The organism is Nitratidesulfovibrio sp. D1 (assembly GCF_051133415.1).
Classification (GTDB): domain Bacteria; phylum Desulfobacterota; class Desulfovibrionia; order Desulfovibrionales; family Desulfovibrionaceae; genus Cupidesulfovibrio.
The window spans coordinates 340,111-355,517 of sequence record NZ_JBPGNZ010000002.1; the positions used below are offsets into that span (position 1 = coordinate 340,111).

Annotated in this window: 9 protein-coding genes; 1 reads left to right on the forward strand and 8 read right to left on the reverse strand. The window is 69.8% G+C overall.

The genetic code is table 11. The annotated features are described in order from the left end of the window. The 8 genes from ACR4XJ_RS04665 to ACR4XJ_RS04700 form a co-directional block, all read right to left on the reverse strand. Complete coding sequence (locus ACR4XJ_RS04665; RefSeq protein WP_434754105.1) at positions 1–1,125, reverse strand: XdhC family aldehyde oxidoreductase maturation factor; 1,125 nt, start codon at positions 1,123–1,125, stop codon at positions 1–3. After that, the gene (locus ACR4XJ_RS04670; RefSeq protein ID WP_434754106.1) at positions 1,122–2,192 is read right to left on the reverse strand and encodes a DVU_1553 family AMP-dependent CoA ligase; all 1,071 of its coding nucleotides are present in this window, start codon (positions 2,190–2,192) and stop codon (positions 1,122–1,124) included. The genes ACR4XJ_RS04665 and ACR4XJ_RS04670 overlap by 4 nt, the downstream gene beginning before the upstream one ends. After that, positions 2,189–3,709, reverse strand: coding sequence for a radical SAM (seleno)protein TrsS (trsS, locus tag ACR4XJ_RS04675; RefSeq protein ID WP_434754107.1), 1,521 nt, complete (start codon positions 3,707–3,709; stop codon positions 2,189–2,191). Before trsS ends, ACR4XJ_RS04670 begins: the two co-directional genes overlap by 4 nt. Positions 3,710–3,804: 95 nt before the next feature. After that, the gene (locus tag ACR4XJ_RS04680; protein ID WP_434754108.1) at positions 3,805–4,260 is read right to left on the reverse strand and encodes a DVU_1555 family C-GCAxxG-C-C protein; all 456 of its coding nucleotides are present in this window, start codon (positions 4,258–4,260) and stop codon (positions 3,805–3,807) included. Beyond that, positions 4,257–5,081 (reverse strand): DVU_1556 family methyltransferase, encoded by an 825-nt coding sequence (gene trsM, locus ACR4XJ_RS04685; protein WP_434754109.1) that lies wholly within the window; start codon positions 5,079–5,081, stop codon positions 4,257–4,259. Before trsM ends, ACR4XJ_RS04680 begins: the two co-directional genes overlap by 4 nt. Continuing rightward, positions 5,078–7,738 (reverse strand): pyridine nucleotide-disulfide oxidoreductase/dicluster-binding protein, encoded by a 2,661-nt coding sequence (locus tag ACR4XJ_RS04690; protein ID WP_434754110.1) that lies wholly within the window; start codon positions 7,736–7,738, stop codon positions 5,078–5,080. Before ACR4XJ_RS04690 ends, trsM begins: the two co-directional genes overlap by 4 nt. 126 nt (positions 7,739–7,864) lie before the next feature. Continuing rightward, a complete protein-coding gene (locus ACR4XJ_RS04695; RefSeq protein WP_434754111.1) occupies positions 7,865–10,582 on the reverse strand; it encodes a molybdopterin-dependent aldehyde oxidoreductase in 2,718 nt (905 codons plus the stop codon). Between the two features lie 137 nt (positions 10,583–10,719). Next, the gene (locus tag ACR4XJ_RS04700) at positions 10,720–11,763 is read right to left on the reverse strand and encodes a molybdopterin-binding protein (protein ID WP_434754112.1); all 1,044 of its coding nucleotides are present in this window, start codon (positions 11,761–11,763) and stop codon (positions 10,720–10,722) included. Positions 11,764–12,364: 601 nt separating this feature from the next. Between ACR4XJ_RS04700 and fdnG the strand changes: the two genes are divergently transcribed. Continuing rightward, the gene (gene fdnG / locus ACR4XJ_RS04705; RefSeq protein ID WP_434754113.1) at positions 12,365–15,403 is read left to right on the forward strand and encodes a formate dehydrogenase-N subunit alpha; all 3,039 of its coding nucleotides are present in this window, start codon (positions 12,365–12,367) and stop codon (positions 15,401–15,403) included. Positions 15,404–15,407: the final 4 nt, after the last annotated feature.

Below are 15,407 nucleotides of genomic sequence, written 5' to 3' on the forward strand. Positions count from 1 at the left end.
TCATACACCATCCGCCACGCCCACCGGCGTCACCACCTGCACGGGGGCCACCATGTGGCGTACCCGGCTGGCGGCCCGCGCCTGCACCAGTTCCGCCACGATGCTCACGGCTATTTCCTCGGGCGTTTCCGCGCCGATGTCCAGTCCGATGGGCGAATGCACCCGCTCGATGGCCGCGCGCGGGGTGCCCGCCTCTTCCAGCCTGCGGTACACGGCGTCGCGCTTGCGGCGGCTGCCGATCATGCCCACGTAGCGGGCCGGGGTGCGCAGGGCGCTGGCCAGCACCTCGCCGTCGTTGCGGTGCCCGCGCGTGACGATGACCACGTAGCAGTCCTCGTGCAGGCCCAGCCCCGCCAGCCAGTCGCCGCCCTGTCCGACGCAACGCACGTCATCCGCGCCGGGCAACCGGTCGGCCTTGGCGAAATCGGGCCGGTCGTCCACCACCGTGACCCGGAACCCGGCCAGCGAGGCCATCAGCGCCACCTGCCGCCCCACGTGCCCGGCCCCGGCGATGACCACCCGCCCCGGCGAGGCCACGGGGTCCGCCAGCAGGGACAGGCCGCCCGCCTCCACGCACAGCGGCCCGCTGGCCGAGGCCACGGCCTTGCGCAGTTCGGCCAGCGCACCGGGCTCCAGCGCCAGGTCGCCGCTGACGTCAGCCCCCTGCCCCTCGCCCGCCAGCAGCAGGCGGCGGCAGTCGGGAGCGGCATCGGGGCGCAGCACGTTGACCAGCACGCAGCGCCGCCCCTGCGTGGTCAGACGGTCCGCTTCGCGCAGCATGGACGCCAGGCGCGGGCAGGACGCGGCGCGCAGCGGTTCCACGTACAGTTGCACCCGGCCGCCGCAGATCATGTCCGACCCGGCGGCCTCGTCGGCGGACAGGTCGAAGGTAAGCAGACGGGCCAGCCCGTCACCCAGGGCCGTGCGGCAGGCCTCCAGCACGCGCGCCTCAAGGATGCCCCCGCCCACGGTGCCCTCGAAGCCGCCGCCCGCTCCGTCGGGGCGCACGAACAGCCGCGCCCCGGCCATGCGCGGAGCGGAGCCTTCCGCCGTGACGATGGTGGCCAGCGCGGCCGCGCCATCGCGCTCCAGCGCGTCGGCCAGTTGCCCGAAAAACTGCGTCATGGTCGTACTCCCTTGGCAAGGGTGATGATGTCCCAGTGGTTTCCGCTGCGGTGGATGCGCCCCCGCACCGGTCCCAGCCGCCGCAGCGGACTGCCGCAGCGGCACGGCGGCGGCAGCAGGGCCGCCGCGTCGCCGGTGCGGTAGCGCAGCAGCACCATGGCCTCGGCGGCAAGGGTGGTCACCACCACCTCGCCGGTCTGGCCGTCCGGCAGCGGAGCCCCGGTGAGCGGGTGGACGATCTCCACGAAAATGTCCGCCTCGCGCAGGTGAAAGCCGTGGTGGGCGGCGCATTCCACGCCGCCGCCGTAACCCGTTTCGGTCATGCCCCAGTGGTCGAACACCTCGCACCCGAAGGCCGCGCGCACCCTGTCCGCCGTTTCCGGCGGGGTGGCCTCCGCGCTGAGCAGGCAGGCGCGCGGGCGGGAGGCGGGAGCCTGCCCCGACAGCACGGCCTCGGCCATGGCGCGGGCCTGCGTCGGCGTGGCGACAAAGACGTGCGCTCCGGATTGCGCCAGCAGGGCGGCGTGCTCCGGCCCGCTGGCCTCCGGGGGCAGCAGCGCCGGATGCATGCCGGAGCGGCGCAGGCCCCGGCCCAGCAGGTCGCCCACGCTGTCCGGCCGCTGGCCGGGCATGAGCACGGCCACCACGTCGCCGGGGCGGCACAGGGTGGTCATGCCCACGGCAAAGAAGTCCACGGTGCGTTCGATGTCCGCGTCCGCGAAGCGCAGCCGTTTTGGTGCTCCGGTACTGCCCGACGTGGGCAGGGTGACGACGCGGGCCACGGCGTCGTCGGCCACGCGCAGCAGGGCGTCACCATCCTCGCGCAGGTCGTCGGCCGTGGTGAAGGGCAGGCCGGGCAGGTCGTCAAGCGAACGGGGCAGGGGCAGGCCCGCCAGCCGGGCGCGGTAGAATGGCGCATCGAGGGCGCGGCGCACGGCCCCGCGCAGCAGTTCGTCCTGCCGGGCGCGCACCGTGGCCGGGGAAAGTTCGTCGGAGGGAATGGACAACCGCGCGGCCAGCCACGGGTCCAGCGGGGAACGCGCAGGAAACGCGGAGTGCCGGGTCATGCGCCCTCCCCCGCACCCGGTTCGATTGCGTTTCCTTCTCCCCCGGTCCTTCCCGTTCCGCGAGGCGCGCCGGTGCGGTGCAGCGGCGTGCCGCCCGCCGAGGTCAGGTTCCAGGCGCAGAACGGCACCATGCGGCCGTCCGGGGCGGCCACGTGGATGCAGCAGCCGCGCAGCCGTTCGGTGTCCAGAGTCCAGGCATCCTGAAAGGCCATGCCGGACACGGTGAACCGCCGCCCGGCGCGGGCCAGGAAGCGCTCGAAATCGTCGCGGGGCGGCGCGGCGGGGGTATCGGTTCCTCCCTCCGGCGCCCGCCATTGACGGCGCACGAAGGCCCGCGCCCGTTCCGCGCCCAACGCGGCGGGGATGGGGGCCGGGGCGATGACGCCCGTACTATCGTCGCGGTTGCCGCCATTGCTGCCGCCATTGCTGCCGCCTGTCCCGCAGCAGGCCCCGCCCGCCGGTTCCAGCCCGCCGTCCTCGTGGGCCAGGAACGTGCCGCTGAAGGAGCACTGGGCGTGCTCGCACCCCGGCGGATGCAGGTGGGCCAGCGGTATCAGCCCGCCGGTCTGGTCGCGCACCGCGCGCATGACCTCGGGCAGGGTGATGCGCGCCGCCTCGCGCGGGGATTCCCCTGCCTCGCCGTCCGCAGCGTCCGGTTCACCGAAGCCCTCGTACCGGCCGAAGAAGCTCACCGGCTGGAAATGCGCCCCGCGCACCACGGGCACCCGCGACAGGCCGAAGCGCACGATGTCGCCCAGGCAGTGGTCGTTGACCCCGCGCGCCACGGTGCACACCAGCACCACGCCCAGCCCGGCCGCCGCGCAGGCGTCCACGGCGCGCACCTTGTCCGCGTGCAGGGGCAGGCCGCGAAGCCGGGCGGTGGCCGCGTCGTCCGGCCCGTCGAATTGCAGGAACACCGAATCCAGCCCGGCGGCCGCGAGACGCGCGGCGTAGCCCGCCTCTCGCGCCAGGCGCAGGCCGTTGGTGTTCAACTGCACGAAGGGATAGCCCAGGCCGCGCACGGCGGTGACCAGTTGCGGCAGATCGTCGCGCAGGGTCGGTTCGCCGCCGGAAAGCTGGATGTTGGCGTCGCCCGCGCGGGGGCGCAGCGCGGCCAGGCGGGAAACCAGGTCGTTCAGCGAGGGGTCGTCCTCGCAGCGGGATTCGCGGGCATCCTCCGACCCCTGCCCGGCGGACGCGAAGCACACCGGGCAGCGCAGGTTGCAGCGCCCGGTGACTTCGATGAGCAGGGTGCAGGTGTGCTGCCCATGGTCGGGGCACAGCCCACAATCACGCGGGCAGCCCAACACCCGTTCCGTGCCGGGGCCGCGCCGGGCCGTGGGAATCTTGGGGCGCACCCAGCCGGTGAACGCGGGCTCGCCCCGCCACACCGGCGCGGAAAATTCGCCGTGTTCCGGGCAGCGCTTGACCAGCAACACCGTGTCGCCCACGGCCACCCGCTCGGCCGGGGCCGGACCCAGGCACACCGGGCACACGCTGGCGGTGCGGGCCAGCACGCGGCCATGCGGCGGCGCGGAAGTGCCGGACGCGCCCGTGCTTTCTGCAAGGCGGCTGCAATCCGCCGGAACATTGCCGCGCCCGGCCATGCCGCCTACTCCCCGCGCACCAGCGTGGGGTCCACGCCGTAGGCCGCCAGCACTTCGAACATCTTGCCGTACGCCTCCAGCAGCAGGCCGTGGCACTTGCCGAAGTCGGGCCGGCCGCCCCCGGTGTCTCCCAGAATGGCCCCGCACGAGATGCCCCCGCTGGCGGACGTACGCTCGCGGAACCATTCGGCGAATTCCGTGGTCATGCCTTCCAGCGCCTCGTGGGCGTCCTCGCCGTCGTGGCCCTTGGCGGCGCACAGGCCCATGGCCATGCACCCGCCCAGCAGGATGCCGCAGGCGCCCTCCGACAGGCCGAAGCCCCGGCACAGGCCGCCCGCCGCGCGCACCGCGTCGGGCGCCTCGCGCCCCTGCACGTCCAGCAGCAGCATGACCATGATCTGGGTACAGCAGTACCCGGAGGCCCCCAGGGCCAATACCCGCCCAAATGCGTCGTCGCTCATGAAGCATCCCCCCATGGCTCGCCCTGTGCGGGGCCGTTGCGCCGGGCCAGCAGCAGCGCATAGCCGGGCCGTCCCCCGCCACCGCCGCCGCACCCGAACAGTTCCGCCAGCCCGGCCCCGGCAAACAGCAGCCTGCCCGCCAGTTCCGCCAGCAGGCGGCTGTGGTCCTCGAACGCCAGCACCGTGAACCCGGTGCGTTGCAGCACGCCCTCCATGGCCGCGCGCGGGATGGCCCCGGTAAGGCAGGAACGACCGGATACCGACGGCGCGGAGCACCGGGGTTCGCCACCGTCCGCGCCGCGCCGCGCACCTGCCGGGCGGCCATCCCGCGCATACAGGTCGGACCAGGCCAGCACGCCGCCCGGACGCAGCGCCCGCGCCAGTTCCGCCAGCACCGCCTGCCGCCCCGGCAGCACCGAGAGCACGCATTCGCAGAACGCCCCGTCGAGGCTGGCGGTGCGCAGCGGCAGACCAACTTCGGTATTCGCCCCCGCATCGGCCCGTATCAGGGGCATGGCTCCATCACGGCCGCGCGCCTCGGCCAGCAGGCTGGCGGAAAGGTCCAGCCCCACCGCCGTCAGGCCCCGTTCGCGCAGCAAGGCCACGGTTTCGCCCGGCCCGCAGCCCACGTCGGCCACCCGCGCGCCCTGCGGCAGGCCCGCCAGCCGCGCGGCCAGTTCCAGCGCGCGCCGGGTCAGGGCCAGCCCGCCGGGGCGCAACGTGGCACCGGCCACGGCGCGCAGGGCCGGGTGCTCCCACGGGCCTGTTCCCGTGGCGGCCCCCTTCGGCACAAGGGCGTTGGCGGCGGACGGCGCGCTCACTTGTCCTCCAGCAGTTGTTCCACTTCCAGCATCTTCCCCAAGGCCAGCGCTTCATCCACCAGCACCCGCCCGCAGTCCGGGCAGGTCAGCAGCCGCACGTTGAAGGTGCTGCCCAGGTAGGTCAGTTCCACCGACAGCGGGCGCGGCGTGCCGCCACAGGAGCAGGCCCAGTTGCCCGACGCGGGCAGGTAGGCCGGTTCGTGGGGCGATTCCTTCCAGCCGCCCGCCGGTGGCCCCTGCGGCAACACCATGCGGTGGGCGTAGGCCTGCCGGATGGCGTATGCGGGCCTGTCGCCCGCACTTTCACCACCGGCTGCATCCTGCGGCGCGGGCTCGTACCCCGCCCAGTGGGTGACGCGCACCCGGCGCAGGCAGGCCAGACGCATGCCGGTATCGGCGTCGATGAAATAGCGCCCGCTGCGTTCCGCTTCCGCGATCACGCCGCGCAAATCGTCGTCGAGGATGCGCCGCCGCTCCATCACCAGCCGCATCTCCGGCGTGATGCGCAACGCCAGTTCCGGCGCGACATCAGATGAGGTTTCACCGTAGACCTCGCGCAGCAGGCGGTCGCGCAGCCGGACGCGGTTCTCCTGCCGGGCGGTGATGTGCGGGCCGGGGGCGGCCGGGTCCGGGTTGCCGCCGGGCAGCGGCGGCAGCAGCAGGTCCAGCAGGTGGCTGGCCGGGCTGCCCGCTTCCGCCAGACGGTCGCGGCACATGGCGCAGTAGGTGACGAAGGGCAGGTCACAGGCGTCGGCCCTGCGCTTGATGACGGTGCGGGCCAAATCCGGGTCGGCCTCGGCCATCAGGCCGCCGTAGCCGCAGCATTCGGTAAGCTGGCCGGTCAGGTCCGGCTCGTGCACCGCCACCCCGCGCGCGGCCAGCAGCCCGCGCACCGTGGCCCGCAGGGGTTCGTCCTCGCGCGCCGCGCAAGGGTCGTGCAGGGTGAGCGCCGCCGGGGCGGACACTTCCGGCCCGCCGGTCCCGTATTCCGCCAGCGCGGCCCACAACGGGGTCTGGGGCAGGTCGGGCAGCAGCGTGCGCAACGTCGTGCCGCAGGACGGGCACCCCACCACCAGCGTGGGCTGTCCCATGGCCTCCCAGCCATGGCGCAGTTCTTCGGCGGCGGCAGCGGCCAGGTCGTCGCGCCCGGCCCACAGGGCTGGTGCGCCGCAACAGCGCAGGGCGATGCCCGTGCCGCCGGGCAGCCGTTGCGCAAGTACGCCCCACGCCTGCTCCACCCGCTCCGGCGCGGACGCAGCAAGCTGGCAGCCGGGCAAGAACAGCCACGCGCAGGTCGTGGCCCCCGCCGGTGCGCGCAGCAGCGCGGCATGCGGTCCGTTGCTGAAGGCCATGTCGTCCAGCGCGAATTCGTGGGTGGAGGGCGGCATCTTGCCGTCATGCACCAGGGTGCGCCGCGCCTCGTGGCACAGCGGGGCCATGTCGAAGCCGGTGGGGCACACCGTGCCGCACAGGCCGCACAGGCTGCACGAGTTGATGAACCGGTTGGCCTGATGCACGCCCTTGACGATGGCCAAGTTGTTGTAGATGCGCCGGGCGTGCTTCTTGGGGTAGTCGCCGTACTTTTCCAGGTACGCGCACACCTTCACGCATTCCAGGCACTGGCATTGCAGGCAGCGGGCCGCCTCTTCCCGGTACGGGGCGTCGGGTGCGGATTCGCCGCCCCCCTCCCCTGCGGGCGGCAGCGCGGGCAGCGCCACGGGCGGCACCGCCTGCACCCCGACAAGACTGGTGAACAGCCGCGTCTCGAACGGCCCCTGCCGCTCACGCCCGGCCGCCAGCGACACGCCGGTGAGGTGGCGGTCCATGGAGGTGGCCGCGTGGCGGCCGTCGGCGGCCTCGTCGATACAGCGCGGCAAACCTGCCGGGCCGTCCACGGGCCAGCCGCCGCAGAACACGCCGGGCAGGTCCGGGTGGGCCAGGGTCAGCGCGTCGCACTGGTTGCGGCCAGGCAGGTCCAGCGCGCGGGCGGCCGCCGGGCTCCATGCCACGAACACCGCCCCGTGCGCGGCGCGCATCTCTTCCAGCGCCGCCGCCGTGGGCGCGACCGGTGCGGCGAAGCGCACCTTGAGCTTGGCCAGCCGGTCCAGTTCCTTGTGCAACGCCTGTGGTGGCAACACGTCCGGGGAGATGGCGGCAAGGCGGCCCAAGGCGGCTGATCGGGCGCTACCATCAGCATCACCGGCGGCCCCACCATCGGCGCTGCTCTCGCCGCCGTCTTCCAGCCATCCGGCCAGGGTCACCGCGTGGCCCTTCTTCGCCAGGTCCCAGGCCACGGTTAGCGCGGCCAGCCCGCCGCCCAGCACGGCGGCGCGCAGCCCCCGCCCCGGCAGGGGGCGCGGGTCGGCCGCAGGAACCGACAGCGCGGCGCAGGCCCGCTCCAGCGCCCCCACGGCAATGGACCCGCCCGCCTCCGCGCGCAGGCAGGCCGCCTCGCACGGGGCCTCGCACAGCCGGGCCAGCACGCCGGGCAGGGGCATGGTGCGTTCCAGCACCCCGCGCGCCTCGCGCCAGCGGCCCTTCGCCGCGTGCCCCAGAAAGGCGCGCGCGTCCACGTGCAGCGGGCATGCCGCCTGGCAGCGGGGCGGTTCTTCCTGTATGCAGCGCGACTCCCAGTCGCGTAGCGAGGTCTGGTCCATGCCGGGCTCCCCCTTGCGGGCTGTACGGGTGGGCTATACGGGCGGGCCGCCGGGGAACATCCCCACGGCCCGGGAAAATGACGCCCCGGGGCGGAGCGCATCCACCCCGGGGCCATGTTGGTCGTCTTACGCGCCCTTGAGGCCCGCCAGCACCTTTTCAGGCAGGGCGGGCAGCTGGGTGATGCGCACGCCGCACGCCTTGTAGATGCCGTTGATGATGGCCGCATGCGGCACGGTGAGCGGCAGTTCGCCCACGCCCGACGCGCCGAAGGGGCCGTCGCCGCGCGGGGTTTCCACGTAGATCAGCTCGATGTCGTCGGGGATGTCCTTGATGTACGGCATCCCCGCGCCCGCCATGGTGGCGTGCTTCTTGAGGTCCTCGTAGTCCTCGGACAGGGCCAGGCCCACGCCCTGGGCCAAGCCGCCGTACAACTGGCCGTCGGTGACCAGCTTGTTGCAGACCTTGCCGATGTCGGCCACCATGGTCAGCTTGTCCACGGTGGTCTTGCCGGTGGCCAGTTCCACGGCCACCTCGGCCATGAACACGCCGTACATGTACGCGGTGAAGGGCTTGCCCTGCGCGTTCTCGTCGCAGTGGGTGCCCGCCGCCGTCCACGCGCCGCGATGCTTGGTGGGGATCTTCTCGTCCACCATCTCCTGGTAGGTGCGGAAGCCGCCGGGCTTGCGCATGGCTTCCACCAGGTTTTCGCAGGCCACGCGCACCGCGTTGCCGGTGACGTACTGCGAACGGCTGCCGCCCGCCGGGCCGCTGTTGGGGGCCTTGCTGGTGTCGTTGAGCACCAGGCGGATGTTCTGCGGCGCGATGCCCAGCGGACGCAGCGCCTCGTGGGCGGTGCCCAGCGAGCCCATGTCCGCGCCCTGGCCGTGGTCTTCCCAGCAGTTGTAGATGGTCACGGTGCCGTCGGGGTTCAGTTCGGCGTCGCATTCCGAGGTGTCCGGCCCGTCAAGGCCGCAGCCGTACACGCCCACGGCGACGCCCACGCCCTTCTTGACCGCCGCCGTGGAACCGGCCTTGGCCTTTTCCAGCGCGGCCTTGTACTTGGGCCGCAGGATGTCGATCATTTCCGGCAGGCTGTACACTTCCGGATCCTGCCCGGTGGGGTTGGTGTCGCCCTTGCGGTAGACGTTCTGGTAGCGCAGTTCCAGCGGGTCCATGCCCAGCTTTTCGGCCAGTTCGTCCATCAGCACTTCGGACGGGAACTCGCTTTCCGGCGCGCCGTAGCCGCGGAAGGCCGAGCCCCAGGCGTGGTTGGTGCACACCGTGCGGCCCTGGCCCCGGATGTTGGCGATGCCGTAGCCCGCCCCGGCGAACTGCGCGCCGCGCAGGGTCAGCAGGTCGCCGAACTCGGAATACGGACCGTGGTCCACGATCCAGTCGGTTTCCATGGCCTTGATCTTGCCCGACTTGTCGGCGGCGTAGCGCACGTTGAAGAAGAACGGCGAGCGCTTGCCGGTGTAGTTCTGCTGCTGGCGGTAGTTGTAGCGCAGGTGCACCGGACGGCCGGTGGCCATGGCCGCCACGCCCACCAGGGCTTCCATGGTGGGGCTGAACTTGTAGCCGAAGGTGCCGCCAGCCGGGTTCTGCACCATGACGATCTTTTCCGGCTCAAGGCCAAGGCCGGGGGCGATCATGTACAGGTGCAGGTGCAGGCCGATGGACTTGGAGTGGATGACCAGGCGCCCTTCGCCGTCCATGTAGGCGAAGCCCACGTCCGGCTCGATGGGCAGGTGCGGCTGGCGGCCCACGTAGTAGTCGCCTTCCACCACCACGTCGGCGCCGTCGAAGATGGGCTTCGTGTCCTCGCCCTTGGCGATGTTCTGGGTGAAGTACACGTTGGGGGTGCCGGGATGGATTTCGATGGCGTCCTCGGCCATGGCGGCCGGGGCGCTCATGTAGGCGGGCAGTTCCTCCAGCTGCACCTTCACCTTTTCGGCGGCGGCGCGGGCGTGCTTTTCGCTGTCGGCGCAGACGATGGCCAGGGCGTCACCGTACTGGAACACCTTCTCGTCGCACAGGATGGGCCGGTCCCAGCCGTCGCCCTTGTTGGAAGGGAAGGTGATCAGGCCGGTGATGCGGTTCTTGCCCTTGACGTCCTTGTGGGTGAGCACGCTGTGCACGCCGGGCATCTTTTGCGCTTCGGAGGTGTCGATGGACAGGATTTTGGCGTGCGACACTTCCGCCTGCACCAACGCAAGGTGCAGCGCTTCGGAGGACAGCTTCAGGCCCAGGTCCGCACCGTAGTCGCAGGTGCCCGTTACCTTGGCAATGGCGGAGGGGCGGGGGTACTTGGTTCCCCAGATGCGGCCATCTGCGGGAATCTTGAAGCAGAGTTCGTCGGTGGTCATCTCGCCGCGCAGCACCTTGGCGGCGTCCATCACGGCATCGACCAGAGGCTTGTAGCCGGTGCAGCGGCAGGCGTTGCGGTGCTTCTGGAACCAGTCGCGCACGTCGTCGCGGCTGGGGCTCTTGTTTTCTTCCAGCAACTGTCTGGCCGAGACGATGAACCCCGGCGAGCAGAAGCCGCACTGCGCGCCGCCGTGGGCCACCCAGGCCAGTTGCAGCGGGTGCAGGCAGTCGGGGCTGCCCACGCCCTCGATGGTGGTCACCGAAGCCCCCTCGGGCAACCGGCGCATCTTGTACGCGCACGAACGCACCACCTTGCCGTCAAGGATGACGCTGCACGCGCCGCACTGCCCTTCGCCGCAGCCCACCTTGACGCCGGTGAGCAGCAGCTGTTCGCGCAGCACGTCCGCCAGCGTCGCCTCGGGATCGACGACGAGGTTGCGGGGTATGCCGTTGACGATGAAATGCTTGTTGATCATGAGCCTGGCCTCCGTGGATCTGTCCGTTGCATGTTGCGCGGGCGGGCGAACCGCCCTTTCCGTCGCGGGCGAATGCATCGCCCTTCCTGCACGGGCGGCTTGCGCCGCCCCTCCCTTTCCGCCGGTCCGGCTCGGGGTCACGTCCCCTTGCCGAACGGGCAGGCGGGATACCGGCATTCCTGGCAGCCGAGGCACAGGCCGCCATGGCCGAGCGCGGTGATGTCCTCCCGCGTGACGTCGAGTCCGGCCAGCAGCCGGGGCGCCACGAGGTCGAAGATCGACGCCCGGTGGTACATGACACACCCGGGAAGGCCCATGACGGGCACCTCGCCGAGATACGCCAGCATGAACATGGAGCCCGGCAGCACCGGAGCCCCATAGGCGACGACGCGCGCCCCGGCGGCCCTGATGCCCGCCGGGGTCTGGTCGTCGGGGTCCACGGACATGCCGCCGGTGACGACGACCATGTCCGCCCCTTCGTCCACCAGTTCGCGGATGGCCCGGGCCGTGGCGTCGCGGTCGTCGGCCACCAGCACCTGGCGCACCACCTCGCTGCCGAGTTCCGCGAACTTGCGGCGCACCACGGGGCCGAACTTGTCCTGGATGCGGCCGTGGAACACCTCGCTGCCCGTGGTCACCATGCCCACGCGGGCACGACGGAAGGGCAGCACGGACACCGCCGGAGCGCCGCCAAGGGCGCGTTCGGCATCGTGCAGCAGTTGTTCGTGGACGATGAGGGGAATGACGCGCATGCCCGCCACCATCTGGCCCGCGCGCACCGCGCACAGGCCGTGCAGCGTGGACACGGCGAGTTCGCCCAGGCCGTTGACCCGGCCCAGGGCGGGAACATCGACGAGCAGCAGCCCGTCGTGTTCGGCGATGAGATTGACCCGCCCCTCGCACCTGGCTTCCGGGGCCACGCCGGCACCGCCGACGGCGCGCGCCAGACGCAGGGCGGCATCGTCTTCGTGCAGCTGGCCCGCGCCAAGGCGCAGGGCGTAGACGTGCTCCTTCCCCATTTGCAGAAGGAGGGGAATGTCCTCGGGGGCGATGACGTGCCCCTTGCGGAACCCCGGCCCCTTTTCCACGCCGGGGACGATGCGCGTCATGTCGTGACACAGCATCATGCCCACGGCTTCGTGGACGGGGACGACCGAAAGGCCGTGTTCGTGACCATGCATGTGCTTCTGCTCCCGTGAAGGGACAGGCAGCATTCCGGCGTTGCCGCAGTCGGTGTGGGAGCCCTCTCGGACGCAAAGAGAAGGGCATGGCCGGACTGAATATGCAGGCACTCCTAGTGTGCATATGTATCAGCCCCGGCAGGTCACGGTCAACGAACAACGCGTGTTAATTCAAGCATGACAACGTGTTGCAATGACTGTTCATACAACCCGCCGCTAACCGTGCGGAGTATGTACGCATTCACATGCCGTGAGCACTCGTTCACTTGCAATGGCGCCGTCTTCACGGGTCATACTGGCACCATTTTGCGGCGCAGAATGACGAAAGAGACCTCATAATGATTGTTTTTGACGTTATTTCAACCTGTACAAACTAAAAATAACACATCGAATAAGTCACCAGTGCCAAACTATACGCATATGCTATGCTTAGCTGCTGATTTCATTGAACTTATCATTATCACCCTCCGAAAACCTGCTACGCTTGCCCAAACTCACCATGCGGACACGGCGCATGGTCCGCCGCAGCCAGCCCCCGGCAGGGGTGCGAACCGGCGCGACGGGGCCGGACCGCGCAGCTTGATCCAAGGAGGTTGCCGGAATGCGAAGACGCCAATTCCTGAAGATGTCCTGCGTGCTCGGGGCGGGTGTCGCCCTGTGCGGGCTGGGCGTCGATCTCGTGCCCATCGAGGCGTGGGCGGAAGAGATCAAGAAGATCGACCGCCTGAAGAGCGCCAGACAGACGACCTCGGTATGCTGCTACTGTTCGGTGGGGTGCGGCCTGATCTGCGCCACCGACGAGAAGACCGGCAAGATCATCAACATCGAGGGCGACCCCGAGCACCCGGTGAGCGAAGGCTCGCTGTGCGCCAAGGGCGCGGGCATGTTCCAGACCACCGAGGCCAACGAACACCGACTGACCAAGGTGCTGTACCGCGCCCCCAACTCGGACAGGTGGGAAGAGAAAAGCTGGGACTGGGCCATCGACCGCATCGCCCGGCTGATGAAGGAAGAGCGCGACAAGTCCTTCATCACCCAAAACGCGGCGGGCCAGGTGGTCAACCGGCTGGAAACCCTGGCCCACATGGGCAGTTCCAACCTGGACAACGAGGAATGCTGGAGCATCACCGCCTGGGCGCGCTCCCTCGGCCTGGTGTACATCGACCACCAGGCCCGTGTCTGACACGGCCCCACCGTACCGGCTCTGGCAGAGTCGTTCGGACGCGGCGCGATGACCAATCACTGGATCGACATCCAGCACAGTGATTGCATTCTCATCCAGGGCAGCAACGCTGCCGAAAACCACCCCATCTCCTTCAAGTGGGTGATGCGCGCCAAGGAAAAGGGCGCGAAACTGATCCACGTGGATCCGCGCTTCACGCGGACCTCGTCCAAGGCCGATTTCTACGCCCCCCTGCGCTCGGGCACAGACATCGCCTTCCTTGGCGGGATGATCAAGTACATCATCGACAACAACAAGATATTCCACGACTACGTGGTCAACTACACCAACGCCCCGTTCCTGGTGGACGCAAAGTTCGGCTTCAAGGACGGGCTGTTCACCGGGTACGACCCGGACAAGCGCGGCTACGACAAGTCCACCTGGACCTACCAGAAGGACGCCAACGGCGTCATCCTGCGCGACGAGACGCTGAAGAACCCGCGCTGCGTCTACCAGTTGCTGAAGGCCCACTACGCCCGCTACGACCTGAAGAAGGTCTCTTCCATCACCGGCACGCCCGAAAAGGACCTGAAGACCGTGTACGAGATGTACTCGTCCACCGGCACCAAGGACCGCGCGGGCACCGTCATGTACGCCCTGGGCCAAACCCACCACACCGTGGGCGTGCAGAACATCCGCACCCTGGCCATGATCCAGTTGCTGCTGGGCAATATCGGGGTGTGCGGCGGCGGCGTCAACGCGCTGCGCGGCGAACCCAACGTGCAGGGCTCCACCGACCACGCGCTGCTGTACCATTACCTGCCGGGCTACCTTTCGGCCCCGCGCGCCTCGCAGCAGACGCTGGAATCGTACATCAAGAAGATCACCCCCGCGACCACGGAAGCCAGATCCGTCAACTGGCAGTCCAACTACGGCAAGTACGCGGTCAGCCTGCTGAAGTCGTGGTACGGCGACGCGGCCGGCAAGGACAACGAGTTCGGCTACGCCTGGGTTCCCAAGGCCGAGGACGGCAAGGACTACTCGGTCATGACCCTGTTCGACGTGATGTACGCGGGCAAGATCAAGGGCATGACCGTGTTCGGCCAGAACCCCGCGTGCAGCATCCCCAACTCCAACAAGGTGCGCGCCGCCTTCGCCAAGCTGGACTGGATGGTGCACCTGAACATCTTCGACAACGAGACGGCGTCGTTCTGGAAGGGGCCGGGCATGGACCCCGCCAAGGTCAAGACCGAGGTCTTCCTGCTGCCCGCCTCCGCCTCTGTCGAAAAGGCCGGCAGCCAGACCAACAGCGGCCGCTGGATACAGTGGCGCTACGAGGCCACCAAGGCCCCCGGCGACTGCATCTACGCGGGCGAGGCCGTCATCCGCATCCAGAACAAGCTGAAGGAACTGTACCGGAAGGAAGGCGGCGCGTTCCCCGAGCCCATCCTGAACATGACGTCCGATGGCCTCTCCGACAAGGGCGGCTACGACGCGGAAAAGGTGGCCAGGCTCATCAACGGCTACTTCCTGGCCGACGTGGAGATAGGCGGCAAGCAGTACAGGAAGGGCGACTGCGTACCCTCATTCGCCCTGTTGCAGGCCGACGGCACCACCTCGTCGGGCAACTGGATCTGCGCGGGCAGCTTCAGCCAGGACGGCAAGAACCTGATGCAGCGGCGCGGCAAGGCAGACCCCACGGGGCTCGGCCTGTACCCGGAATGGTCGTTCGCCTGGCCGGTGAACCGCCGGGTGCTGTACAACCGCGCCTCGTGCGACCCCACCGGCAAGCCCTACAACCCCAAGCGCGCCGTGCTGGAATGGAAGGACGGCAAGTGGGTGGGCGACGTGCCCGACGGCGCTCCGCCGCCGCTGGCCGCGGAAGGCGGCAAGCTGCCGTTCATCATGCAGCCCAACGGCGTCGGTTCGCTGTTCGGGCCCGGCCTTGGCGACGGCCCCTTCCCGGAACACTACGAACCGCTGGAAGGCCCGCTGGCCAAGAACCTGATGTCGCCGCAGCAGAACAACCCCGCCATCCTGCTGTACAAGAGCGACAAGGACATGGTGGCCAACGCCGACGCGCGCTTCCCCATCGTCATGACCACCTACTCCTCCACCGAACACTGGTGCACCGGAGCCTTCACCCGCTGGCAGTCGTGGCTTACCGAGGCCATGCCCCAGGCGTACGTGGAAATGAGCGAGGAACTGGCCAGGGAAAAGGGCATCACGAACGGCGACAAGGTGCGCGTGGAATCGGCGCGCGGCAAACTGGAGTGCGTGGCCATGGTCACGCCGCGCTTCCGCCCCTTCCTGGTCAACGGCAAGACGCTGCACCAGGTGGGCATGCCCTACAACTACGGCTGGCGCTTTCCTGAAGACAACGGCGACAGTGCCAACCTGCTCACTCCCACGGTGGGCGACGCCAACGCCATGACGCCGGAATACAAGGCGTTCATGGTCAACGTGGTCAAGGTATAGGGGG